This is a genomic window from Stenotrophomonas africana, assembly GCF_013004645.1.
Classification (GTDB): domain Bacteria; phylum Pseudomonadota; class Gammaproteobacteria; order Xanthomonadales; family Xanthomonadaceae; genus Stenotrophomonas; species Stenotrophomonas africana.
On sequence record NZ_JABEME010000002.1, the window covers coordinates 95,329 to 117,097 of the forward strand.

General features: G+C 67.9%; 15 protein-coding genes and 1 tRNA gene. 8 read left to right on the forward strand and 8 right to left on the reverse strand.

What is annotated here, in order from left to right:
- Positions 1–14 precede the first annotated feature (14 nt).
- Positions 15–275, forward strand: a complete 261-nt coding sequence (locus tag HLA98_RS04720; protein WP_014648833.1) for a YcgL domain-containing protein — start codon at positions 15–17, stop codon at positions 273–275.
- Positions 268–3,606, forward strand: a complete 3,339-nt coding sequence (locus HLA98_RS04725) for an ankyrin repeat domain-containing protein (RefSeq protein WP_057500868.1) — start codon at positions 268–270, stop codon at positions 3,604–3,606. The genes HLA98_RS04720 and HLA98_RS04725 overlap by 8 nt, the downstream gene beginning before the upstream one ends.
- A gap of 39 nt (positions 3,607–3,645) precedes the next feature.
- On the opposite strand, the gene HLA98_RS04730 is transcribed toward HLA98_RS04725, so the two are convergent.
- Positions 3,646–5,424: a monovalent cation:proton antiporter-2 (CPA2) family protein gene (locus tag HLA98_RS04730; RefSeq protein WP_057500867.1), complete on the reverse strand. Its 1,779-nt coding sequence runs from the start codon at positions 5,422–5,424 to the stop codon at positions 3,646–3,648.
- A gap of 341 nt (positions 5,425–5,765) precedes the next feature.
- On the opposite strand from HLA98_RS04730, the gene mgtE reads away from it, so the two are divergent.
- Positions 5,766–7,136, forward strand: a complete 1,371-nt coding sequence (gene mgtE / locus HLA98_RS04735; protein WP_057500866.1) for a magnesium transporter — start codon at positions 5,766–5,768, stop codon at positions 7,134–7,136.
- An 85-nt stretch (positions 7,137–7,221) separates the two neighbouring features.
- Positions 7,222–9,948, forward strand: a complete 2,727-nt coding sequence (locus HLA98_RS04740) for a bifunctional acetate--CoA ligase family protein/GNAT family N-acetyltransferase (RefSeq protein ID WP_057500865.1) — start codon at positions 7,222–7,224, stop codon at positions 9,946–9,948.
- Between the two features lie 55 nt (positions 9,949–10,003).
- On the opposite strand, the gene HLA98_RS04745 is transcribed toward HLA98_RS04740, so the two are convergent.
- A complete protein-coding gene (locus HLA98_RS04745) occupies positions 10,004–10,384 on the reverse strand; it encodes a YbjQ family protein (protein ID WP_057500864.1) in 381 nt (126 codons plus the stop codon).
- Positions 10,385–10,523: 139 nt separating this feature from the next.
- On the opposite strand from HLA98_RS04745, the gene HLA98_RS04750 reads away from it, so the two are divergent.
- Complete coding sequence (locus HLA98_RS04750) at positions 10,524–11,225, forward strand: alpha/beta fold hydrolase (protein ID WP_057500863.1); 702 nt, start codon at positions 10,524–10,526, stop codon at positions 11,223–11,225.
- 118 nt (positions 11,226–11,343) lie between these two features.
- Here HLA98_RS04750 and dkgB read toward each other — a convergent pair whose 3' ends face one another.
- Positions 11,344–12,153 carry a 2,5-didehydrogluconate reductase DkgB gene (gene dkgB, locus HLA98_RS04755; protein WP_057500862.1) on the reverse strand — a complete coding sequence of 270 codons (810 nt, stop codon included), beginning with the start codon at positions 12,151–12,153 and terminating at the stop codon, positions 11,344–11,346.
- Between the two features lie 126 nt (positions 12,154–12,279).
- Entirely contained in the window at positions 12,280–13,494 is a 1,215-nt protein-coding gene (locus tag HLA98_RS04760) for an MFS transporter (protein ID WP_057500861.1), read from the reverse strand.
- 105 nt (positions 13,495–13,599) lie between these two features.
- Here HLA98_RS04760 and HLA98_RS04765 point away from each other — a divergent pair, with 105 nt between their 5' ends.
- A complete protein-coding gene (locus HLA98_RS04765; RefSeq protein WP_049443582.1) occupies positions 13,600–14,502 on the forward strand; it encodes a LysR family transcriptional regulator in 903 nt (300 codons plus the stop codon).
- Positions 14,503–14,642: 140 nt separating this feature from the next.
- Here the strand turns inward: HLA98_RS04765 and HLA98_RS04770 are convergent, their stop codons facing one another.
- The gene (locus HLA98_RS04770; protein WP_057500860.1) at positions 14,643–16,763 is read right to left on the reverse strand and encodes a methyl-accepting chemotaxis protein; all 2,121 of its coding nucleotides are present in this window, start codon (positions 16,761–16,763) and stop codon (positions 14,643–14,645) included.
- A 182-nt stretch (positions 16,764–16,945) separates the two neighbouring features.
- Between HLA98_RS04770 and HLA98_RS04775 the strand changes: the two genes are divergently transcribed.
- Together HLA98_RS04775 and HLA98_RS04780 are read left to right on the forward strand one after the other, a co-directional pair.
- Complete coding sequence (locus tag HLA98_RS04775; protein ID WP_057500859.1) at positions 16,946–17,401, forward strand: Rrf2 family transcriptional regulator; 456 nt, start codon at positions 16,946–16,948, stop codon at positions 17,399–17,401.
- On the forward strand, positions 17,391–18,296 hold the full coding sequence (locus HLA98_RS04780; RefSeq protein WP_057500858.1) for an NAD(P)/FAD-dependent oxidoreductase: 906 nt from the start codon (positions 17,391–17,393) through the stop codon (positions 18,294–18,296). The genes HLA98_RS04775 and HLA98_RS04780 overlap by 11 nt, the downstream gene beginning before the upstream one ends.
- A 42-nt stretch (positions 18,297–18,338) precedes the next feature.
- Here HLA98_RS04780 and HLA98_RS04785 read toward each other — a convergent pair whose 3' ends face one another.
- The 3 genes from HLA98_RS04785 to HLA98_RS04795 all read right to left on the reverse strand — a co-directional run bounded on the left by HLA98_RS04785 (position 18,339) and on the right by HLA98_RS04795 (position 21,169).
- A complete protein-coding gene (locus HLA98_RS04785; RefSeq protein ID WP_057500857.1) occupies positions 18,339–19,559 on the reverse strand; it encodes an RtcB family protein in 1,221 nt (406 codons plus the stop codon).
- A 56-nt stretch (positions 19,560–19,615) separates the two neighbouring features.
- Positions 19,616–20,740, reverse strand: a complete 1,125-nt coding sequence (locus HLA98_RS04790; RefSeq protein WP_057500856.1) for a slipin family protein — start codon at positions 20,738–20,740, stop codon at positions 19,616–19,618.
- 356 nt (positions 20,741–21,096) lie between these two features.
- A tRNA-Gln gene (locus HLA98_RS04795) sits at positions 21,097–21,169 on the reverse strand.
- Between the last annotated feature and the right edge of the window lie 600 nt (positions 21,170–21,769).

Sequence of the window (21,769 nt, forward strand, 5' to 3'; positions counted from 1 at the left end):
ATCGTCCCGCGGACATGCACGCCTACGTCTATAAAAGCCAACTCAAGCCGGACACCTACGTCTACGTTCCCCGACGCGATGATTTCAGCGCGCTGCCTGCGCCGCTGCTCACCTCGCTGGGGACGCTTGCCTTCGTCCTGGAGGTGGCCCTGGATGCCCAGCGCCGCCTGGCCCAGGCCGATCCGGAAAAGGTCCGCAGCGAAATGAGCGAACGCGGGTTCTACCTGCAGGTGCCGCCGTCGGTGGCCAGCCTGATGCCGCGGCACTATGACTGACGCCTCCCGTCCGCGCGTACTGTCGATCGCCTTTGCCGTGGGTGCCGTACTGGCGCTGGGCGCCGCCGTGGGCGGCATTCCGGGTGCCATCCTTGCCGCCCTGGCGCAGCCTGCGTTCGCGCTGGGTGTGTCGTGGTGGCGCCGCAGCCGTGCGCTGCTGCCGCTGAAGGTGGTCGCACGCCAGGACCTGCCCGCGCTGCTGGCGCTGTGGGCCGCCGCACCGCTGCTGCTGGCGCTGCTGCTGGCCTGGCCGCTGGCGGCGCTGCGCGACAGCGGCAGCCTGGCCGCTGTGCTGGGTCTGAGCGTGCTGGTCAGTGCCGGCCTGCTGGCGGCTTGGCGTACCTGGCCGTTGTGGAACGACGTTGAACGCCTTGACGGCAGCCTGGCCCAGCATTGGCAGGCGCTGGCAGGGCGCGATCTGACCGCCTGGCGTGGCCTCGGCGTGGCCGCGCTGGTGATCGCACTGGCTGCACTGGTGGTGTTGCCGGCCTGGCCCGACCTGCTGCCGGAAAGCGCACGCTGGCCTGCCGCGCTGGCGGTGCTGGTGCTGTCGCCGCTGCTGCACCTGCTGCTGCAGCGGGTGGCGCCGGCGCCGCTGGTGTCGTTGCGCTCCAGCCCGTTGGCCACGGCCAGCAACGAGCACGAACCGATGTTTGCCGCCGCGGCCGAATCCGTGCCGCTGGAGGCGATGGCACCGCAGGAGCTGACCCCGGCACTGTATGAAGCCGCCCGCCATGGCCGCATCGACCGCGGCCTGCAGCTGCTGCAGGCCGGTGCCGATCCGTATGCGCTGCCGGACCCGAACTGGCGCGACCAGCGCAGCCTGGCGGTGCTGGCGGCGGTGCTGCCCGATCTGCGCCTGCTGCGCGAACTGATCGCCCGCGGCGTTGATGTGAATGCACCGCACCGGGGCATGACCCCGCTGCTGGCCGCCACCCGTGACAGCTGGCATGGTCGCCCCGAAGCGGTCATGACTCTGCTCGCCAACGGCGCTGATTCGCGTGCTACCGACAGCGATGGCAACACCCCGCTGCACCATGCCGCGCGCAGTTCCGACCCGGGCGTGGCGGCGCTGCTGCGCGACGCTGCCGCCGAAGTCGATGCGTTGAACAACGAGGGCTGGTCACCGCTGGCCGTGGCCTGCCAGGTCGGCAACTGGCGCTTGGCTCGCTTCCTGCTCGAACGCGGTGCGCGCAGCGAACCGGCCGAGGGCACGCCGGTGCTGCTCGCCGCTGCCGCCACCGAAGACGATGATCCGGCCGGCGTGCAGCTGCTGCTCAAGCACAAGGCGCGCGCCGACGCCCGTGATCGCCAGCGCCGCAGTGCGCTGCACGAGGCGGCGCTGGCCGGCCACGTGGAAATCATCGGTGTGCTGCTCGCCGCCGGCGCCAATCTGGAAGCGCGCGATGCGCTTGGTCGCACGCCGTGGCTGGAAGCGGCCCGCGCCGGTCGCGCCGGTGTGATTGAACATCTGTTGCCGCACAAGCCCGACCTGATCGCGGTGGACGGCGAAGGCCGCAATGCGGTGCAGCTGGCCGTCATGGCCGAGGACGTCTCCCCGCTGCTGATCAAGCGCCTGGTCGATCTGGGTATTGCCGCCGATGCGACCGATCCGGTCGGCCGTCGTGCGGTGGATTACGCCGCCGAAGCCGGCCGCTGGGCGATCGTGGCCCTGCTGGATCCCTCCTATCCGTTGCCGGCTGCGGTCAGCGATGGTCTGGCCGAGCGCGGCGAAGCGGCCGCGGCCAGCGGCCTGCTGCCGGATCGCCCGCCGCTGACCCTGCTGCGCGAAGCGCTGGGCTTCGGCAACACCGACGGCATGGCCGCGCTGGCCAAGCTGTGCCAGCCGGAAGAACTGGGCAGCCTGCTGCTTGACCCCGAACTTGCGCTTGAGCCGGACGCGGTCGATTGGCTGCTGGCGCACGGTGCTGATCCCTACGTACGCGATGCCTGCTCGGACACGCCGATGTTCGCGCTGCTGTCGCGTGGCATCGATGCGGTGCCGGCGCTGCAGGTGATGCTGCAGCGTGGCCTGTCACCGGCCGGACGCGGTGGCTTGGCGCGTTTCCTGGCGGCTTGTGCGCAGCACGACCAGGCCGCCCGTGGCCTGGAACAGCTGGCACTGGAACTGCTGGAACGTGGCGCCGATCCGTTCGCCGCTTCGCCGGCCGGTGACCCGCCGTTGTCGCTGGCGGTGCGCCTGGGCTGGCTGCGCCTGCAGCAGGCCCTGCTCAAGGCCGGTGTCGATCGCGAAGCGCGCGACAGCCATGGCATGACCGCATTGCACCTGGCCACTGCATTGGCCCGCGAAGGCGCGCTGAAGCTGCTGGTGCAGCACGGTGCATCGCCGGAAGCCCGTGCCGCCGACGGCCAGACGCCGCTGGGCGTGGCGCTGTCGATCGGTCGACGTGATCTGGCCGACTGGCTCGACTGGCGGGTATGGCCGTTGCCGCGCCGTACGCTGCGCGAGGCCGATCTGCCGGCCGCCGCGATGGCCGGTGATGTGGATGCCGTGCGCCGCCTGATCGACCTGGGCTTCGCCGTTGATGCGGTCGACGCACAGGGCTGCACCGCGCTGCTGCGTGCCGCCGGTGGTGGTCATCTGGCGGTGACCGACCTGCTGCTGGCGCGTGGCGCCGATCCGCAGCACGCTGCGGCCAGTGGGGCTACGCCGCTGTCGGCGGCGGTCAGCATGCGTCAGGTGGATATCGTTTCGGCCCTGCTCGATGCCGGCGCCAAGCTGGAACACCGCCTGCCGGGCGGCGTGACCGTGCTGATGCTGGCCTCGGCGCTGGGCCTGCCGGACATCGTCGCGCGCCTGCTCACCGCCGGCGCCGACGTGCATGCCGGTGATGCGCAGCAGCTGGGCCCGCTGCACTGTGCCGCGCTGTACGGCTTCAGTGCGCGCGACCGCTCGCGCCTGCTGGCCCTGCTCGACACCCTGCTGCTGGCCGGTGCCGAACCGGACCAGGCCGCCGCCGGTTCGGTCACGCCGCTGCTGCTGCTGCTGGGTGCGCGTGCCGAGCCGGGCACTGCCTGCGACGAGCAGGTGGTGATGGCGGCGGTAGAGCGCCTGCTGGATGAGGACGTCAGCCTGGACGTGCGTGATCCGCGCGGCTTCGGTCCGCTGCACCTGGCCGCGCTGCATGGCCTGCCGCTGCTGGTGCAGCGCCTGCTGCGCGCCGGTGCCGATCCGGAAGCGCGCGACAGCCTCAACCGCAGCCCGCGCGAGATCGCGGTGATGCGTGGCTTCATCGACGTGGCCGGCGAGTTCGAACCGCGCGTGCCGGGTGTTTCGTCGATGGCGCGGTTCCTGCGCGACAACGGTTGATCCCTGGAAAAGGGTAGTGCCGGCCGCTGGCCGGCACGCCTACTTGCCGTCGCTTTCCGCGTCGGCCTCGAACAGGTGCATCAGGTCGTTGCGCGCATCGCGCGAGGTCTGGATCACCGCCGCCTCGTCGTCGTACACCAGGTACTGGTCGCGCAGCAGCTGCTCATCGTGCTCACGGAAGCGCTGCACATGGCGCTCGGCCACGTCCGGCGCCACGCCCAGCGCGGTCAGCACGCGACCGCTCATCTCCAGGCTGGTGCCGAACACTTCGCGGAACGGCTCGGCCGACATGTCCATCAGGCGCCACGCATGCTGGCGGTTGCGTGCACGCGCCAGCACCTTCGCGTCCGGGTACAACCGGCGCACCATGCGCACCGCGCGTAGGTTGGTTTCCGGGTCATCCACGGTGATCACGAACACATCGATGTGCTCGCCGCCCGCAGCGCGCAGCATCTCCGGCCGGGTCGGGTCGCCGTAGTACAGCTGGTTGCCGAAGCGGCGCAGGTCGGCCACGGTGTCCGGATTCGCTTCCAGCGCCACGAACGGCACCTTCTGCGCGGTCAGCAGGCGCGCGATCACCTGGCCGAAGCGGCCCATGCCGGCGATCAGCACCTTGGGCCGGTTGTCCGGCGCCACCTTGTCGGCCTCGGCGGCCTGGCGCGGCGCCGCCTTCTCCTGGCCCAGCAGCTTGAGCAGCGCGATCATCAGCAGCGGCGTGATCGCCATCGACAGGCCGACGATCGCCACCAGCCGGTCGTGGTTGGCGTTGCCCAGCAGGTGCGCGCGCTGCGCCTCGTTGAATACGACGAAGGCGAACTCGCCGCCCAGCCACAGCACGCTGCCCAACAGCAGTGACTGCCGCGAACTGAGTTTGGCGATACGCCCGATCACGTACAGCAGGCTGAACTTCACAACCAGCAGGATCGCCACCCCGGCAGCGATCAGCCACGGCTCGGCGGCGATGCGGTCGAGGTCGATGCCCATGCCCACCGCGATGAAGAACAGGCCAAGCAGCAGCCCCTTGAACGGCTCGATCTGCGCTTCCAGTTCGTGCCGGAACTCCGAATCGGACAGCAGCACGCCAGCCAGGAACGCACCCAGGCTGGGGCTGAGGCCGGCCTCCTGCATGAACCAGGCAGTGCCGAGCACCACCAGCAGGGCGGTGGCAGTGAATACTTCCGGGCTGCGGGTGCGTGCAATGATGCTGAACACCCTGCGCAGCACCGGGCGCCCGCACAGGATCACCACCGCCAGCGCACCCAGCGCCACCATCGCATCCTCGATGCGCAGGGTCTCGTTCTTCGCCCCGCCCAGCAGCGGGATGGCTGCCAGCAGCGGGATCGCGATCAGGTCCTGGAACAGCAGGATGGCAAAGCCAAGCCGGCCATGGTCGCTGTTGATCGCCTTGTGCTCGGACAGCAGCTGCAGGCCGACCGCCGTGGACGACAGTGCCAGCGCCACGCCCACCACCAGCGCGCTTTTCCACTGGAAATGGTCAAGCAGCAGCAGGCCGCCCAGCACCAGCCCGGACAGCGCCACCTGCGCTGCACCGGCGCCGAACACCGAGCGCCGCATCACCTTCAGGCGTGCCGGCGACAGCTCCAGGCCGATCACGAAGAGCAGCATCACCACGCCGATCTCGGCAGCGCCGAGGATGCGGTCCGCATCCTGCACGAAGCCCAGCCCGTCCGGGCCCAGCACCACACCGGCCGCCAGGTAGCCCAGTACCGCGCCGAAGCCGAACTTCTTGAACACCGGCACGGCGATGACCGCCGCCAGCAGCAGCACCAGGGCCAGTTCCAGACCACCGCTATGCATGGGAATACCTGGTCATCGGGGAAGCCCGCAGTGCGTCCGTTCGGGTGGGGGAAAGCGTGGCGAACGCCACCGCACCATTATGCGCGCCAGTCTGTGTACGCACGAGAACAACCGGCCGGGTCCCGCCGCAGGGCCGCCGGGTTGACCTGCATGGCCCACGGGTCCAGACTGCCCGCCGCTGGCGGCGCGTCCGTCGGCATAGGCATCCCGGAGTCCCCAACCCATGTCCAGCGACAGTAGAAGTCGACCTCGTTCGACGCCAGCGATGGCCACCGCCTGACATCGGGACGGTTTGCCTGCGTTGGCGTTGCGCGAGGTCGCACCCCCACAAGGCAAACCCGATGAACCAGAAGCAATTGCTGCGCCAGGTGGCCGATGCCGCCGCACTGGCCGCACCGCTGGCGAACTACAACACCGCCGATGCGGTGGAATTCCTCAACACGCTGGAACTGACCCGCGCCGCGGAAACGCTGGCCGCGCTGCCGTTGCCGCGTGCGGTGAAGATGCTCGAAGCGCCCGAACTGCAACGCAGCGGGGAGCTGGTGGCCGAGCTGCCGCCGGCGCGCGCCGCCGCGCTGCTTGGGCTGATGGCCGACGACCGCGCCACCGACATCGTCCATGAGCTGGACGAAGAGGAACGCGCGCGGCTGATCCCGCTGCTGGGCACCGACGCCCGCCAGGCCATCCAGAAGCTGCTCAGCTACCCGCCGAACACCGCCGGCGCGCTGATGACCACCGAGTACGTGGCGGTGCCTGCCAGCTGGACCGTGGCGCAGACCCTGCAGCACATCCGCCAGGTCGAGCGCACCCGTGAAACGGTGTACGCGATCTACGTGCTGGACCCGGCCAGCCAACAGCTGCAGCAGGTGGTGACCATGCGCAGGCTGATCACCGGCCTGCCCGAGGAGTCGATCCTGGACGTGGCGCAGGTCAATCCGCCGGTGACGGTGGACGCGCTGATGGACCAGGAAGAAGTGGCGCGGCTGATCCGCCGCCACGACCTGCTGGCGATTCCGGTGGTGGACGACCAGCAGCAGATGCTGGGTATCGTCACCGTGGACGACGTGCTCGATGCGCTGATCGAGGAATCCACCGAGGACGCGCACAAGTTCGGCGGCATGGAAGCACTGGACAAGCCGTACATGCAGATCGGCTTCCTCGAGATGCTGCGCAAGCGCGCCGGCTGGCTGAGCGTGCTGTTCCTGGGTGAGATGCTGACCGCCAGCGCGATGCAGCACTACGAGGACGAACTGGCACGCGCGGTGGTGTTGACCCTGTTCATTCCACTGATCATGAGTTCGGGTGGCAATTCCGGTTCGCAGGCCACCTCGCTGCTGATCCGCAGCCTGGCGCTGCGCGAACTGCGCCTGCGCGACTGGTGGAAGGTGGCCCTGCGCGAGATCCCGACCGGCATGGTGCTGGGCGCGATCCTTGGCTGCCTGGCCATCGTGCGCATCGTGATCTGGCAGCTGGGCGGCCTGCACGACTACGGCGAGCACTGGATCCTGCTGGCGATCACCATCGGCGCCGCGCTGGTCGGCATCGTCACCTTCGGTTCGCTGTCCGGCTCGATGCTGCCCTTCATCCTCAAGCGACTCGGCTTCGACCCGGCCAGCGCTTCGGCGCCGTTCGTGGCCACCCTGGTGGATGTGACCGGCTTGGTGATCTATTTCAGCATCGCCGCGATGATCCTGCACGGCACGCTGCTGTAACAAAAAAGGGGACGGAGGGGATTAAGTCGTTTGCGGCACAAACGACTTAATCCCCTCCGTCCCCTTTTTTGGGTACCGTAGGCGCATGAGTACCTACCACCTGCAGTCTGTGTTCCGTCCGCAGTCGGTCGCGGTGATCGGCGGCAGTCCGCGTGAGCGTTCGGCCGGCCGCGCGGTGATGCGCAACCTGCGCGGCACCGGTTTCCCCGGCAAGGTGGCGTGGATCAACCCGCGGCATGCCGAGATCGATGGCATCCGCACGATCAAACGGTTGAAGGACCTGGACTGGGTGCCGGACCTGGTGGTGATCACCGCACCGGCGGCGATCGTGCCGCAGGTGGTGCGTACCGCCGCAGAACGCGGTGTGCAGGCAGCGATCATCCTCACCGCGCACCTGGGCGAAGGCCCGGGCTCGTTGTCGGAACAGGTGGAGACGGTGGCGCGCAAGCACGGCCTGCGCATCCTTGGCCCACACTGCCTGGGCGTGATCGCACCGCATGCACGGCTCAACGCCAGCATCGCCGCACACTTCCCGCAGGCCGGCGACCTCGCCCTGATCTCCGAATCCTCGGCCATTGCCGCCGCGCTGGTGGAGTGGGGTGTGGCGCGTTCGGTCGGCTTCTCCGCCGTGGTTTCGCTGGGCGACACGATGGACGTCGACTTCGGCGACCTGCTCGATTACTTCGCCACCGACTACCGCACCCGCGCCATCCTGCTCTATGTCGAGCAGATCAAGGATGCGCGCAAGTTCATGTCGGCCGCGCGTGCCGCCGCCCGTGCCAAGCCGGTGGTGGTGGTGAAGTCCGGCCGCGCCGAGCGGGTGCAGCCGGGCAGCCGCGATACCCATGTGCAGGCCCTGGCCCGCGCCGACGACGTCTACGGTGCGGCGTTCAACCGCGCCGGCCTGCTGCGTGTCAGCGCGCTGGACGAACTGTTCACCGCTGCTGAATCGCTGGGCCGGTTGGGGACCTTCCCCGGTCGTCGCCTGGCCATTCTCAGCAATGGTGGCGGTGTCGGCCGCCTTGCCGTGGACCAGCTGATCGCGCTGCGCGGCACGCTGGCAAACCTGTCCGACAGTACGGTGCAGAAGCTCGATGCGGTGCTGCCGCAGGGCTGGTCGCGCAGCAATCCGGTCGACATCGTGGTCGACGCCGATGGTGAGCGCTATGCCACCGCCATCGAAGCGCTGCTGGCCGACAACGAGAATGACGCGGTGATGGTGGTCAACGTGCCGACCGCATTCACCTCGTCTGCAGACGCTGCGCAGGCACTCACCCGCACGCTCGGCCTGCGCCCGCGCCATCACCGCGACAAGCCGGTGTTCGCGGTGTGGCTGGGCAACGATGACCAGGCCACGGCCACGCTCAACGCGGCGCGGGTGCCGACCTATCCGACCGAGGCCGAAGCGGTGCGCGGCTTCCAGCACCTGGTGCGCTACCGCGAAGCGCAGAGCGCGTTGATGGAAACGCCGCCCAGCCTGCCGCAGGACTTCAGTGTCGACGCCGCGGCCGCACGCGCGCTGGTCGATGCGGCATTGGCCAATGGCCAGCAATGGCTGGACCCGTTGGCCACGCATGAACTGCTCAAAGCCTACGGCATTCCCTCCGCGCCGGTGATGCATGCGCGCGATGCGCACGAGGCAATGGACCTGGCGCAGCCGCTGCTGGAGCGCGGTGCCACGGTCGCACTGAAGATTCTCTCGCCGGATATTCCGCACAAGTCGGAAGTGGATGGCGTGCGCCTCAACCTGTCCACGCTGCCGGCGGTGCAGAGCGCGGCCAACGCGATCCTGTCGCGCGCACGCCAGTTGCGGCCGGATGCACGCATCGATGGCCTGCTGGTACAGCCGACCATCGTCCGCCCGAAGGCGCGCGAGCTGATCGTTGGCATTGCCGATGACGCGACGTTCGGTCCGGTGATCGTGGTCGGCCGTGGCGGTACTGCAGTTGAAGTGATCAACGACAAGGCGTTGGCGCTGCCGCCGCTGGACCTGCGCCTGGCCCATGAGCTGATCGGCCAGACCCGTGCCTCGCGCATCCTCAAGGCCTATGGCGATGTGCCTGCCGCCGACGAGCGCGCACTGGCATTGGCGCTGGTCAAGCTGGCACAACTGGCCGCCGACATTCCCGAAGTACGCACGCTGGACATCAATCCGTTGCTGGTCGACGGCAAGGGCATCCTCGCCCTCGACGCCCGCGTGGCCATCGCGCCCTCGCGAATTCTGCACAAGGGCCGTGGCCATCCGCGTTTTTCGGTATTCCCGTACCCGAAAGAGTGGGAGCGCATCATCGAACTGTCCGATGGCGGCCGCGCCTTCGTGCGCCCGGTGCGGCCGGAAGACGACGCGCTGTTCCGTGCGTTCTTCGCCCGCGTCAGCGATGAGGATCTGCGCCTGCGTTTCTTCCAGTCGGTAAAGCACTTCAGCCACGAGTTCATCGCGCGCCTGACCCAGCTCGACTACGCACGCTCGATTGCGCTGGTGGCGATCGAACCGCGCAGCGGCGAGATGCTGGGCGCGGTGCGCCTGCACGCCGACGCGGACTACCACCGTGGCGAGTACGGCATCCTGATCCGCTCGGACCTGAAGGGCCACGGCATCGGCTGGCGGCTGATGGCGATCATGATCGAGTACGCCAAGTGGCTGGGCCTGGACGTGGTCGAAGGCCAGGTGCTGCGCGAGAACAGCACCATGCTGGCGATGTGCCAGAGCCTGGGCTTCAAGACCCGGCTGGACCCGGACGACCCGACGGTGATGATGGTGACCCTGCCGGTGCAGCAGGTCGAGGTGCCCGACGTCCCGCCGGTGGCGTAATTCCTGTAGAGCCGGGCCTACGCTCGGCTGCTCCTGCGTGCGCTTGGCATCTGCGTCATCGCAATGGCTCCACCACCACTGCCGTGCCATAGCACAGCACTTCGGTCAGGCCGGTCATCACATCGGTGGCGTCGTAGCGCATGCCGATGATCGCGTTGGCACCCAGCTGCCGCGCATGCTTGACCATGTCGCGGTAGGTTTCCTCGCGGGCCTGTTCGCACAGCTCGGTGTAGAGGGTGATGTTGCCGCCGAAGATCGTCTGGATGCCGCCCAGGAAGTTGCCGACGATCGAACGCGAGCGCACGGTGATGCCGCGCACCACGCCGAGGTTGCGCACCACGCGATGGCCGGGTAGCTCGAAGGCGGTGGTGACCAGTGAATCGTCGAAGCGCAGCGCGGGCGGGGAAGGGGTGCCGCTGTTGTAGGGGTCTGCCATGGTCGCGTCCGTATCGCTGCCTTCTGTAGAGTCGAGCCATGCTCGACTGGCTGTGGAGAAGTCGAGCATGGCTCGACTCTACAACGCAATCGCCCGTTGCGGCATGGTTCCGTCACCACGCTGGCGCGACAATACCCCCATGACCGACCGTATTCCCCTGTTGCTGCTGCCCGGCCTGCTCAACGATGCCGAGCTGTGGCGCGCGCAGCTGGCCGACCTGGCCGACATTGCCGATTGCACGGTAGGCGACCAGACCCGCGGCGAAACCCTGCAGGCGGTGGCCGAAGACGTGCTGGCGCAGGCACCGGAGCATTTTGCGCTGGCCGGTTTCTCGCTGGGCGGTTTCGTCGCCCAGCAGATCCTGCGCATCGCGCCGGAACGCGTGCTGCAGCTGGCGTTGATCGATACCTCGATCCACGCTGATTCACCGGAACGTGCCGAACAGCGCCGCAGCCAGCGCGCCAGCGTGCGCCTGCCCGGCAAGTTCCATGGCTTCGGCGACGCGCTGATGCGCAGCTACATCGATGCCTCGCGGCTGGATGACTACGTACTGGTGCAGCGCGTGCGCGATATGACCGCTCGCTTGGGCGCGGAAGTGTTCCTGCGCCAGAGCGCGCTGGAACGCCGCGATGGGCATGATGTGCTGGCCGGTTACCGCGATCCGCTGTTGATCGTGTGCGGCGCAAACGACCGCATCACGCCGCTGGCGGTCAGCGAGGAAATGCACGCCCTGGTGCCGCATTCGCAGCTGGTGGTGGTGCCCGACTGCGGGCACCTGGCACCGATGGAAAAGCCAGACGAAGTCAGTGCGGCGATGCGCGGGTGGTTGCTGCAGGCGTAGGCCAAAGCCGCTTCTGGTGGGTGCGGACCTTGGTCCGCACGGTGTTTCAATGATCGATCAGAGGTCAGTGCCGACAAGGTCGGCACCTACCGATTGCGATCCGCAACCGCAGTTGGGTTCAATCCCAGGCGGGTGCAATCCCTTCCGGGTTGGCCAGGCGATGGCCGCGGTCCAGCTTGGCGATCTGCGCCATGTCTTCGTCGGTCAGGCGGATTGCTGCCGCTTCCAGGTTGCTCGAGAGATTCTCGCGCTTGGTCGACGACGGGATCACCGAGAAACCCTGCTGCAGCGCCCAGGCCAGTGCGATCTGCGCCGGGGTGGCCTGGTGACGGCCGGCAATGGCCTGGATCACCGGGTCCTTGATCACCTCGCCATAGGCCAGGCTCATGTAGGCAGTGATGTGGATGCCGTTGTCCTGCAGGAACTTCACCAGCAGGCGGTTCTGCAGGTACGGGTGGATCTCGATCTGGTTGGTGGCGATGGCGTCGGCACCGAGGATGCCGATCGCCTTGCGGGTCTGCGCGATGGTGAAGTTGGAGATGCCGATCGCCTTCGTCAGACCCTGTGCCTTGGCCTCGGCCAGTGCGGTCAGGTACTCCTCCATCGGCACGTCGACCTTGTCGTTCGGCGACGGCCAGTGGATCAGTGCCAGATCGACGTGGTCGGTGCGCAGCTTCTCCAGACTGGTACGCAGGCTGGCCAGCAGCGCTTCGCGCTTGAACTCGGTGATCCAGACCTTGGTGGTCAGGTAGATCTCTTCGCGCGGCACGCCGGAATCGGCGATGGCCTGGCCAACCTCGGCTTCATTGCCGTAGATCTGCGCGGTATCGATGGCGCGGTAGCCGACATCCAGCGCGTTGCGCACGGAGTCGATCACGGTCTGGTCTTTCAGGCGGAAGGTGCCGAGACCGAAGGCGGGGACAGTCATGGGGAGCTCCAGCAGAGGGGGAGGGATGCGAATATCCGGCAAAGGGTAGGCCACTGGCTGCATGCGTGCCGGCAACGGTGCATTGCACCACCGTACCGGCAAGGCGCCGGCACGGCATGACATCGCTCAATGCGCGGCTACGGCGATGCCATCGGCGCGGTCATCAATGCCGTCGCGGCGGTCCAGGCGGCCGCTGAGCACCGTCAACGCATACGCGCCTACCACCACCAGTGCGCCCAGCCACGGCGTGTGCATCAGGCCGATGTGCTCCACCACCAGGCCGCCGAGCGAGGCGCCCAGCGCGATGCCGATGTTGAAGGCGGCAATGTTCAGCCCCGAGGCCACGTCAGTGGCCTGCGGCGCATAGCGCTGGGCCTGCTTGACCACGTACACCTGCAGGCCGGGCACGTTGCCGAACGCCACCGCACCCAGCGCCAGTACCGTCAGCAGCATCAGCCAGGTGTTGTAGGCGGTGAAGGTGAGCACGAACAGCACGACGGCCAACAGGGCGAAGATGCGCTTCAACGCGGGCACCGGGCCCATGCGGTCGGCCATGCGCCCACCCCACAGGTTGCCGATCGCCACCGACACGCCGTACACCAGCAGCACCAGGCTGACCGCATTGGCGGAGAAACCGGTGACGTCCTGCAGGATCGGCGCCAGATAGGTGAAGGCCAGGAAGGTGCCGCCGTAGCCCAGCGCGGTCATCGCATAGACCAGCAGGAGGCGGGGCTGGGCGAGCACGGCCAGCTGCTGGCGGAAGCTGGCCGGCGTACTCTGCGGCAGGCTGCGCGGCACGAACAGCAGCGCGCCGAGCAGGGCGATCACGCCGAGGCCGGCCACCGCCAGGAAGGTGGCGCGCCAGCCCAGGTGCTGGCCGATGAAGGTGCCCAGCGGCACCCCGGTCACCAGTGCCACGGTCAGGCCGGTGAACATGATCGCGATCGCGCTGGCGGCCTTCTCCTTCGGCACCACCGCGGTGGCGATGATCGAACCGATCGAGAAGAACACGCCGTGGGCGAGGCCGGTGAGGATGCGGGCGATGATCAGCGAGGTGTAGCCCGGCGCCAGGAAGGCGATGACGTTGCCGAGGGTGAACAGCACCATCAGGGCCACCAGCAGCGACTTGCGCGGTACGCGGCCGGTGAGCGCGGTCAGCACCGGCGCACCGATGGCCACGCCGAGGGCATACAGCGAGACCAGCAGGCCGGCCGAGGGCAGGCTGACCTGGAGGTCGGCGGCAATGGTGGGAATCAGGCCGACGATGACGAACTCGGTGGTGCCGATGGCGAAGGCACCGAGGGTCAACGCCAGCAGGGCGAGGGGAATGCCACGGATCATGGCCGGCTCCGGAGGGAAGGAAGGCGCGCAGTGTGCGCGGCGCACCTTTGCCGAAAAACCGGTCTTCACGCCAATCACTATTGCCGCTCAGTCAATAATGGCGGCATGAAGACCACCCTGGACGAAATGCAGGCCTTCCTCACGGTCATCGACAGCGGGTCGATCAGTGCCGCTGCCGAGCAGCTGGGGCAGACGCCCTCGGGCGTGAGCCGTGCGCTGGGCCGGCTGGAGGACAAGCTGGGGATCACCCTGCTGACCCGCACCACCCGCCGACTGCACCTGACCGCCGAGGGCGAGGCATTCCTGCGCCATGCACGGGCGATCATCGATGCGGTGGAATCGGCCGAGGAACAGATGGCGGCGCGCCGCGAGCGCCCGGCCGGGCGCCTGCGCGTGGATGCGGCGATGCCGTTCGTGCTGCACGTGATCGCGCCGCTGGTGAGCGGCTATCGTGCGCGCTACCCCGAAGTGCAGCTGGAGTTGAACAGCTCCGACCGCTACATCGACCTGCTCGAGCGGCGCACCGATCTGGCGATCCGGATCGGGCCGCTGGCCGACTCCACCCTGCATGCGCGGCCGTTGGGGCGGTGCCAGCTGCGACTGGTGGCCAGCCCGGCCTACCTGGCTGCACACGGCGAACCGACCAGCGTCGCCGCGCTGGGCCAGCACACGCTGCTCAGCTTCAACGAACCGGAATCGTTGAATCACTGGCCGCTGCCGGGCGACGCCGATGGCCTGCTGCGGGTGCGTCCGGATATCGCGGTGTCCAGCGGGGAAACACTACGCCGACTGGCGGTGGAAGGCGTCGGCATCACCTGCCTGTCCGACTTCGTCACCGACCGCGACCGCGCTGCCGGCACGCTGGTGCCGGTGCTGGCGGCGCAGACGCTGGATGTGTACCAGCCGATCCACGCGGTGTACTACCGCAACACCGCGGTGTCCGCACGGATCAGCTCGTTCGTGGATTACCTTGCCGATGCGATGGCGCAGAGCGATTACGTGCGCTGAGGTCGTGGTGGGGTTGTCGGCCAGCGGCCGGCACTACCGCAGGTTACGGTGGGTGCGGACCGTTGGTCCGCACTGCCCCTGCCATCGCCCGACCAACGGTCGGGCGCTACCCATCTGACGCTGGCCGGCAACCGGACCCATCAGGCCGCGTGGGCCAATCCGCCCTTCGCATCCGCCGATGTCGACAGATCGAACACCTCCACCGCGTCGATCAAGCGGTTCGCCTGCTGTTCCAGGCTGCGTGCGGCGGCACTGGCTTCCTCCACAAGCGCGGCGTTCTGCTGGGTGGTACCGTCCATCTGGATCACGGTCTGGCTGACCTGTTCGATGCCCGCGCTCTGCTCCTGTGAGGCAGCGGAGATCTCGGCCATGATGTCGGTCACGCGCTGCACCGACGCCACGATCTCGGCCATGGTGTCGCCGGCCTCACGCACGCGCCGTGCACCGTGCCCGACCTGTTCCACCGAGGCTTCGATCAGCGACTTGATCTCCTTCGCCGCAGCGGCCGAACGCTGCGCCAGCGTGCGGACCTCACTGGCGACCACCGCGAAGCCGCGGCCCTGCTCGCCGGCACGCGCGGCTTCCACCGCAGCGTTCAGCGCGAGGATGTTGGTCTGGAAGGCGATGCCATCGATCACGCTGATGATCTCGGCGATCTGCCGTGACGAGCCTTCGATCGCATCCATCGTCGCCACGACCTGGCCGACCACTTCACCGCCCTGCGAGGCCACGCTGTGTGCGCCGATCGCCAGCTGGTTGGCCTGGCGCGCATGCTCGGCGTTCTGGCGCACGGTGGAGGTCAGTTCTTCCATCGATGCCGCCGTCTCTTCCAGATTGGCCGCCTGCTGTTCGGTGCGGCGTGACAGATCGTTGTTGCCGGCGGCGATCTCCGCTGCCGCCGTGTGGATGTTGCCGGAGGCGTGCTTGATGTCGGTGACGATGGTTGCCAGCTGCGTAGCGGTGGTGTTGGCGTCGCCGGCGATACGCGCGAACACGCCCTGGAAATCACCATGCATACGCGCGCCGAGGCGGCCATCGGCAATCGCGCGCAGCATGCTGGAGACCTCGCCGAGGTTCAGTTCGGTGGTCTGCATCAATCGGTTCAGGCCGTCGATCATCGCGCGGAAGTCATGCTCGAAGCGTGCGCTGTCGCCGCGCTGGCTGAAGTCACCGGCGGCAGCGGCCTCGGCCAGGCGGCGGATCTCGCCATTGATCACGCCGAGATTGGCCTTGGCCGTATCCAACGCGTCGGTGATCACGGCCTTCTCGCCGGGCAGGCGTTCCATGTCCTCGCTGAGGTCACCGATCGCGTAACGGCCCATGATCGCAATCGCACGCAGCTTTACCTGGATATGCGCGTCGACCAGCGCGTTGCTGTCGGCCACCATCGTGCCGAACGCGCCGGGGAAGGCATCGGCATCCATGCGGTGGCTGATGCTGCCGGCTTCATGCGCCTGTGCCATCGTGGCCTGTGCATCCAGCACGTCGCGCAGCGTGGACTGCACCGCCTGCATGGCCTGCGCAAGGCGACCGATCTCATCGCGGCTGCGCACCTGCACAACGTGCTGCAGGTCGCCGGCAGCCACTGCACGCGCGGCGGCTTCCACCGCCAGCACCGGCTGCACGACGGCACGCCGCAGCCACCAGGCCAGCCCCATCAGCAGCAGCACCGCAGCCAGCACGGTCAGCGCCGCGCACAGCAGCAGGGTCTGGCGTGCCTGCTGCGAGCGTGCCGTCAGCGCCGCTTCGGCCACCTGCGTGGCGTGCGTGCTCAGCGCATCCAGTGCCGTCGCCACCGGGCGATCCTTGCCGCGCACGAGGTTGTCGCCGGCGGCGGGGTCGTAGCTGGCCTCGGCGAACGCCTGCAGCGCCCCGTGGTAGTCCTGCTGCAGCTGTGCGTGCAGGCCGATGAAGGCCTGTGCCAGATCACGCGTGCGCGCATCCGGGCTGCTGGTCAGTCCCTTGGCCAGCTGCTCGACCCGGCGGCCTTCGCTGTCGAACGCCTCCAGGTGGCGCTGGCGCAGTGCGTCGTCGCGGCCGCGCAGCAATACGTTCTTCCATTCCTGTACCTGGCCGCGGAACTCACGCTGCAGGCGTTCCGCATCGCGGCTGTGCGCGACTTCGGGCGGAACTTCGGTGGACAACTTCAACCAGGCGGAGGCCAGGCCCGCCAGTGCGCACAGCAGGACCACGGCCAGACCAACGGAAACCGCGCCGAGCAGCTTGGACTGCAGGCGCGGAGCACGGACAGACGCTTTCATGGAAGGGACTCTCGGGAAGGGGCAATGCGGTATCGACCCGATGCGCGCATGCTGAAGTGGGACGTGCATCACATTCGCGTTTCGTTTAGTGATGTGAAGGAGATGTTTCATAGGACAAATGTGTCCATATGGAACGAATGCGGACTCTCGACAGAGGATTTAAATGTAACTATTGTTGTTACATGAAATCCGCGAACCCGCTTTCCGACGCCCTGCATGTAATGGCGCACCTGGTCGGCCAGGCCGCCCCGCGCACCTCCGAGCAGCTGGCATCGTGCCTGCCCACCCATCCGGTGGTGATCCGGCGCCTGCTGACGCAGCTCCAGAGGGCCGGCCTGGTGAGCAGTGCCCGCGGCCACGGCGGCGGCAGCCTGCTGGCCCGCGATGCTGCCGCAATTACCCTGCATGACATCTATCTGGCCGTGGGCGCACCGCCGCTGGTGCAGGTCGGGGCCCGCGATTCGGGTGGCGGCTGCCCGATCCAGCAGCTGGTCAACGGCGCCCTGCTCGAGGGCGCACGCGAGGCGCAGCGCCTGCTCGAAGCGCGGCTGCAGGCGACCACGCTGGACCAGCTCGGCGCCGACTTCGCCCGCCATCTTGCCCATCACCGTTCCCTGGAAGGTCACCATGAATCCTGATGTGCTCATCGTCGGCGGCAGCTACGCCGGCATTGCCGCCGGCCTGATCCTGGCCCGCGCCCGTCGCCCGGTCACCGTCATCGACGCCGGTTCGCCGCGCAATCGTTTCGCCAGTCATTCGCACGGAGTGCTGGGGCTGGATGGCGTCAGCGGCGCCGAGCTGCTGAAGACCGCGCGCCAGCAGCTGCTGGACTACCCCACGGTGCGTTGGGTGCATGCCGAAGCCGTGCAGGCCAGCGCCAGCGCCGATGGTGTGGAAGTACGCACCGCCGATGGCCAGGTCATGGCGGCGCGCAAGCTGCTGCTGGCCAGTGGTATCGCCGACCAGTTGCCGGCGTTGCCCGGACTGACCGAGCGCTGGGGCAGCACCGTGCTGCACTGCCCCTACTGCCATGGCTATGAAGTGGGTGGTGGTGCCATCGGCCTGCTTGGCGGCCATCCGATGTCCGCCAGCAAGGCGCCGCTGTTCGCCGACTGGGGCAATGTCACGTTCTTCAGCATGGGACTGGACGTCACTGATGAAGAGCGCGCCGCCATGCAGCAGCGCGGCGTGCAGATCGAGACCTCGCCGGTGCTGGGCGTGCAGGGCGACCAGCCGACCTGGCTGGAAGTGGAACTGGCCGATGGCCGCCGCGTCGCCCAGCGTGCGCTGTTCGTGCCGGCCACCCAGGCGATGGCCACGCCGCTGGTGCAGCAGCTGGGCTGTGCGCTGGCCGAGAGTCCGCTCGGTGTGCTGATCGAAGTCGACATGATGAAGCAGACCTCGGTGCCGAACGTGTATGCCGCAGGCGACGCCACGACGGTCGGCAACATCACGTTGGCTGCTGCCGAGGGCGTGCGTGCGGGCATCGGCGTGCACCACGCGCTGGTGGCCGAGGACAGCGTGGCGCGCTGATCGTTGCACAGGTGGGTGCCGACCTTGGTCGGCACCGCGCCGTTACCCCTTCACGCACAGCACCTGGCGCAGCGTGTGCACCACGTCGACCAGGTCGAGCTGCGCGGCCATCACATCGTCGATCGACTTGTACGCGGCCGGTGACTCGTCCAGCACGCCGCTGTCCTTGCGGCATTCCACGTGCGCGGTGGCCTCGCGGTGCTGGGCCAGGGTGATCTGCTGGCGCGCCGTGCCACGGCTCATTACCCGGCCGGCGCCGTGGCTGCAGCTGTGGAAGCTGTCCGCGTTGCCTTTGCCACGCACGATGTAGCTGCGCGTGCCCATGCTGCCGGGAATGATGCCCAGCTCGCCCTCACGCGCACTGACCGCGCCCTTGCGTGTTACCAGCAGTTCCTGCCCGTGGTGCGTCTCCCTCTGCACGTAGTTGTGGTGGCAGTTCACCGCCATCGCCGCCAGCTGGAACTTCGGCAGCCGGTGGCGCATCTCGGCCAGCACGCGCGACATCATCGCCTCGCGGTTCTGCCGGGCGTAGTCCTGCGCCCACGACACCGCTTCGACGTAGTCATCGAACAGCGGCTCGCCTTCCATGAAGAACGCCAGGTCCTTGTCCGGCAGGTGGAAGCCCAGCACGCGCCGGGCCAGTTCCTCGCGCGCCTTCTCGATGAAGTAGGTGCCGATCAGGTTGCCGGTACCGCGTGAGCCGCTGTGCAGCATCACCCACACCGTGTCCGTCTCGTCCAGGCACAGTTCGATGAAGTGGTTGCCGCCGCCCAGCGTACCCAGCTGGCGGTCCAGCTTGTCGGTGCGGATTTTGCGGTGCCTGTCCTTGATCTTCTCCAGGCCGGCGGCCAGCCCGGACTGCACCAGCCGGGTGTGGATGCTGTCGGGCATGCGGTGATGCTCGCCGCCGCGCCCATTGCCGACCGGGATGCTGCGCTCGATGCTGTTGCGCAGTTGCCGCAGGTCATCGGGCAGGTCGTTGGCGCGCAGCGTGGTGCGCACCGCCGCCATGCCGCAGCCGATGTCGACGCCGACCGCGGCCGGGATGATCGCACCGCGGGTCGGGATCACCGAGCCCACGGTCGCGCCCTTGCCCAGGTGCACGTCCGGCATCACGGCCACCCACGGCCCGACGAACGGGATCGCGGCGATGTTGCGCAGCTGCTCATGCGCCTGCGCTTCCAGCGGCACACCGTTGACCCAGCCCTTGATCGGCGTGGTGCCCTCGGCGTGCAGCCATTGATAGTTGTGTTGAGTGTCCATGTCTTCGTCTATGTCCTTGATGGGCCGGCGGCGCGTCCCTGCACCGCCGCTACCCCCTACCTGATCGTCACCAGCTGCTTCAGCACGCCATCCAGGCCGCCGAACACGGTGAGCTTGTCGATCTTCTCGGTGACCTTCTCCAGTGCCTCCAGCTCCTTCAAGCGCATCAGCACCGGGTTGTCCTCGATCAGCTTTGCGGTGTTGAGCTGCGAACGCGTGGCGTTGGCCTCCTCGCGGCGACGGATCACGCTGGCCTGGGCCTGCTTCTCGGCCAGCACCACGCCGTTGAGGATCTCCTTCATCTCACCCGGCAGGATCACGTCCTTGATGCCGACGCCGAGCAACCGCACGCCGTGGCCCTCGATCGCGGCCTGCACATGTGAGGCGATCTCGCCGTCCAGCGCCGCCTTGTCGCCCAGCAGCTCGTCCAGGCTGCGCGCGGCAATTGCCTGGCGCAGGCCGAACTGCAGCTGCCGGTAGACGAACTCATCGGCATTGCTGAGCGTGCGGTGTGCACGCAGCGGGTCGACCACCTGCACGGTCGCGGCCAGGTTCACCCGCAGGGTCACCTTGTCGCGGCTGAGCAGCTCCTGGCCGGACACGTCCAGTGAACGTGCACGCAGTTCCACACGCTCCACCGACACGTTGCCGTTGAAGTTCCAGAACGCGTGCAGGCCGGCGTCCAGCGTCTGCCGCAGCGTGCCATCGATGAACAGCAGGCCGACCGACTCGCTCGGCACCGTGCTGATCACCGCCACACGCGGCAGCACGCCCAACTGGCCCAGGCGCTGCTGCACGTCCGCCGGAATGCGCGGCTCGTCACCCAACGCCATTACCTGCACCTGGGTATCGACCGAACCACGCCAGTACAGACGGCGGCTGCCCGGCGGCAGAACTTCATCGATGCGACCGTTGCGCAGCACCAGGCCGACCTCGCCGGCACCGACGTTGGCCAGCACGAAGTGCGAGTCCAACTGTGTGCCCAGCGCTTCGATCAGGCTGTCCTGGTCGCTGCCGGTATAGGCCGCGCCCTTCGATGCAGTGTGGATGTCCACGTGCGGCCGGCCGCCGAACGGCGACAGGCGGTGCACGCCCGGCAGCAGGATCTGCTGGAAACGACGGTTGCGATACACCAGGCCGCGCTCGCCGTCGCCGATCACGACCTTGATGGTCCAGAACATGGGAGTCTCTCCTTGTATGGCTCTGGTGGTTCGACCCGTTGCGGATGAACCGCCATGACCCGGGTCGATCAGGTCGTGGCGAGGCCGCCTGCACACCACGTGCAGGCAGCGGAAGAGGGCGGCCATCGGCGGACGGTCCGCGCGCGGAGCCTTCGGTGCACCGGCACTGCTGCCATCGTCGTTGCCGGCAGGAAGCACCGGGGCGGAACGTGGCTGGCAGTGGCGGCGGACCGGGGCCCGGCGTGCGGTCCGTTGCCTTCCACGCCCCGCCCGAAGGCGATGGCGGTGGACGGCGACGATGGCCGCTGGGGCTTGCGCCCCGGGTGTTGCTTCAAGTCATGACGTGACAGGTCATGTGGTTTGGAGTGGGAGTCGAACCCACGACAGACGGAATCAGGATCCGTTGCTCTACCCTACTGAGCTATCCAGTTGGGGACCGCGCGGAATCGAACCGCGTACCGGCGAACCGGCGCCTGCCTCCAGCAGGCGATCCAGGCGATGGCATGTCCGCGACCTCCGGCATACGCCACGGCAACGCCGCGCGCACCAGCCCGTGGTTGAAACGGGACCGTTGGAGAATCGAGGGTGCAGGCCACCGACATTATCGGCGAGCGATAATGTTTTGATGCGATGCAGATAATGTCCAGGCGCTGCCGGTCGCGCGAAGTAAATCCTTCGGCGGGGCGGGAAAAGCCTTGGTCAGTGAGCGGCGGGTTGCCGCGCGGGGTGCAGTTCTGGCATCGCGGTTCCTTGTGCCGACGCAAACGAAAACGCCCCCGGGACTTGTGTTCCGAGGGCGTCGTCAGGCCTCGGAGATCGGGGTGGCCGATCTCCGCAGGGCGGATATCAGGCCGTTGTCAGCTGGTCTTCCTTGCCGAACGCGCGCGCCAGCACGTCCATGCGCAGGCATGGCAGCAGTTTGGCGGTGGCGACGGAATGCGCGTTCAAGGGAAGTTTCCAGTGGTTGTTGAAACGAGGTGCGCACGATAAACCACGATTTACTCGCGCGCAACCATTTTGTTCAATTAT

Excerpts from the sequence above, each read along its gene's own strand:
- HLA98_RS04785 (WP_057500857.1), bottom strand. The coding sequence starts at position 19,559 with ATGGACACTCAACACAACTATCAATGGCTGCACGCCGAGGGCACCACG.
- HLA98_RS04770 (WP_057500860.1), bottom strand. The coding sequence starts at position 16,763 with ATGAAAGCGTCTGTCCGTGCTCCGCGCCTGCAGTCCAAGCTGCTCGGC.
- dkgB (WP_057500862.1), bottom strand. The coding sequence starts at position 12,153 with ATGACTGTCCCCGCCTTCGGTCTCGGCACCTTCCGCCTGAAAGACCAG.
- HLA98_RS04775 (WP_057500859.1), top strand. The coding sequence starts at position 16,946 with ATGAAATCCGCGAACCCGCTTTCCGACGCCCTGCATGTAATGGCGCAC.
- HLA98_RS04725 (WP_057500868.1), top strand. The coding sequence starts at position 268 with ATGACTGACGCCTCCCGTCCGCGCGTACTGTCGATCGCCTTTGCCGTG.
- HLA98_RS04790 (WP_057500856.1), bottom strand. The coding sequence starts at position 20,740 with ATGTTCTGGACCATCAAGGTCGTGATCGGCGACGGCGAGCGCGGCCTG.
- HLA98_RS04745 (WP_057500864.1), bottom strand. The coding sequence starts at position 10,384 with ATGGCAGACCCCTACAACAGCGGCACCCCTTCCCCGCCCGCGCTGCGC.
- HLA98_RS04740 (WP_057500865.1), top strand. The coding sequence starts at position 7,222 with ATGAGTACCTACCACCTGCAGTCTGTGTTCCGTCCGCAGTCGGTCGCG.
- HLA98_RS04750 (WP_057500863.1), top strand. The coding sequence starts at position 10,524 with ATGACCGACCGTATTCCCCTGTTGCTGCTGCCCGGCCTGCTCAACGAT.
- HLA98_RS04730 (WP_057500867.1), bottom strand. The coding sequence starts at position 5,424 with ATGCATAGCGGTGGTCTGGAACTGGCCCTGGTGCTGCTGCTGGCGGCG.
- mgtE (WP_057500866.1), top strand. The coding sequence starts at position 5,766 with ATGAACCAGAAGCAATTGCTGCGCCAGGTGGCCGATGCCGCCGCACTG.
- HLA98_RS04720 (WP_014648833.1), top strand. The coding sequence starts at position 15 with ATGCACGCCTACGTCTATAAAAGCCAACTCAAGCCGGACACCTACGTC.
- HLA98_RS04765 (WP_049443582.1), top strand. The coding sequence starts at position 13,600 with ATGAAGACCACCCTGGACGAAATGCAGGCCTTCCTCACGGTCATCGAC.
- HLA98_RS04780 (WP_057500858.1), top strand. The coding sequence starts at position 17,391 with ATGAATCCTGATGTGCTCATCGTCGGCGGCAGCTACGCCGGCATTGCC.
- HLA98_RS04760 (WP_057500861.1), bottom strand. The coding sequence starts at position 13,494 with ATGATCCGTGGCATTCCCCTCGCCCTGCTGGCGTTGACCCTCGGTGCC.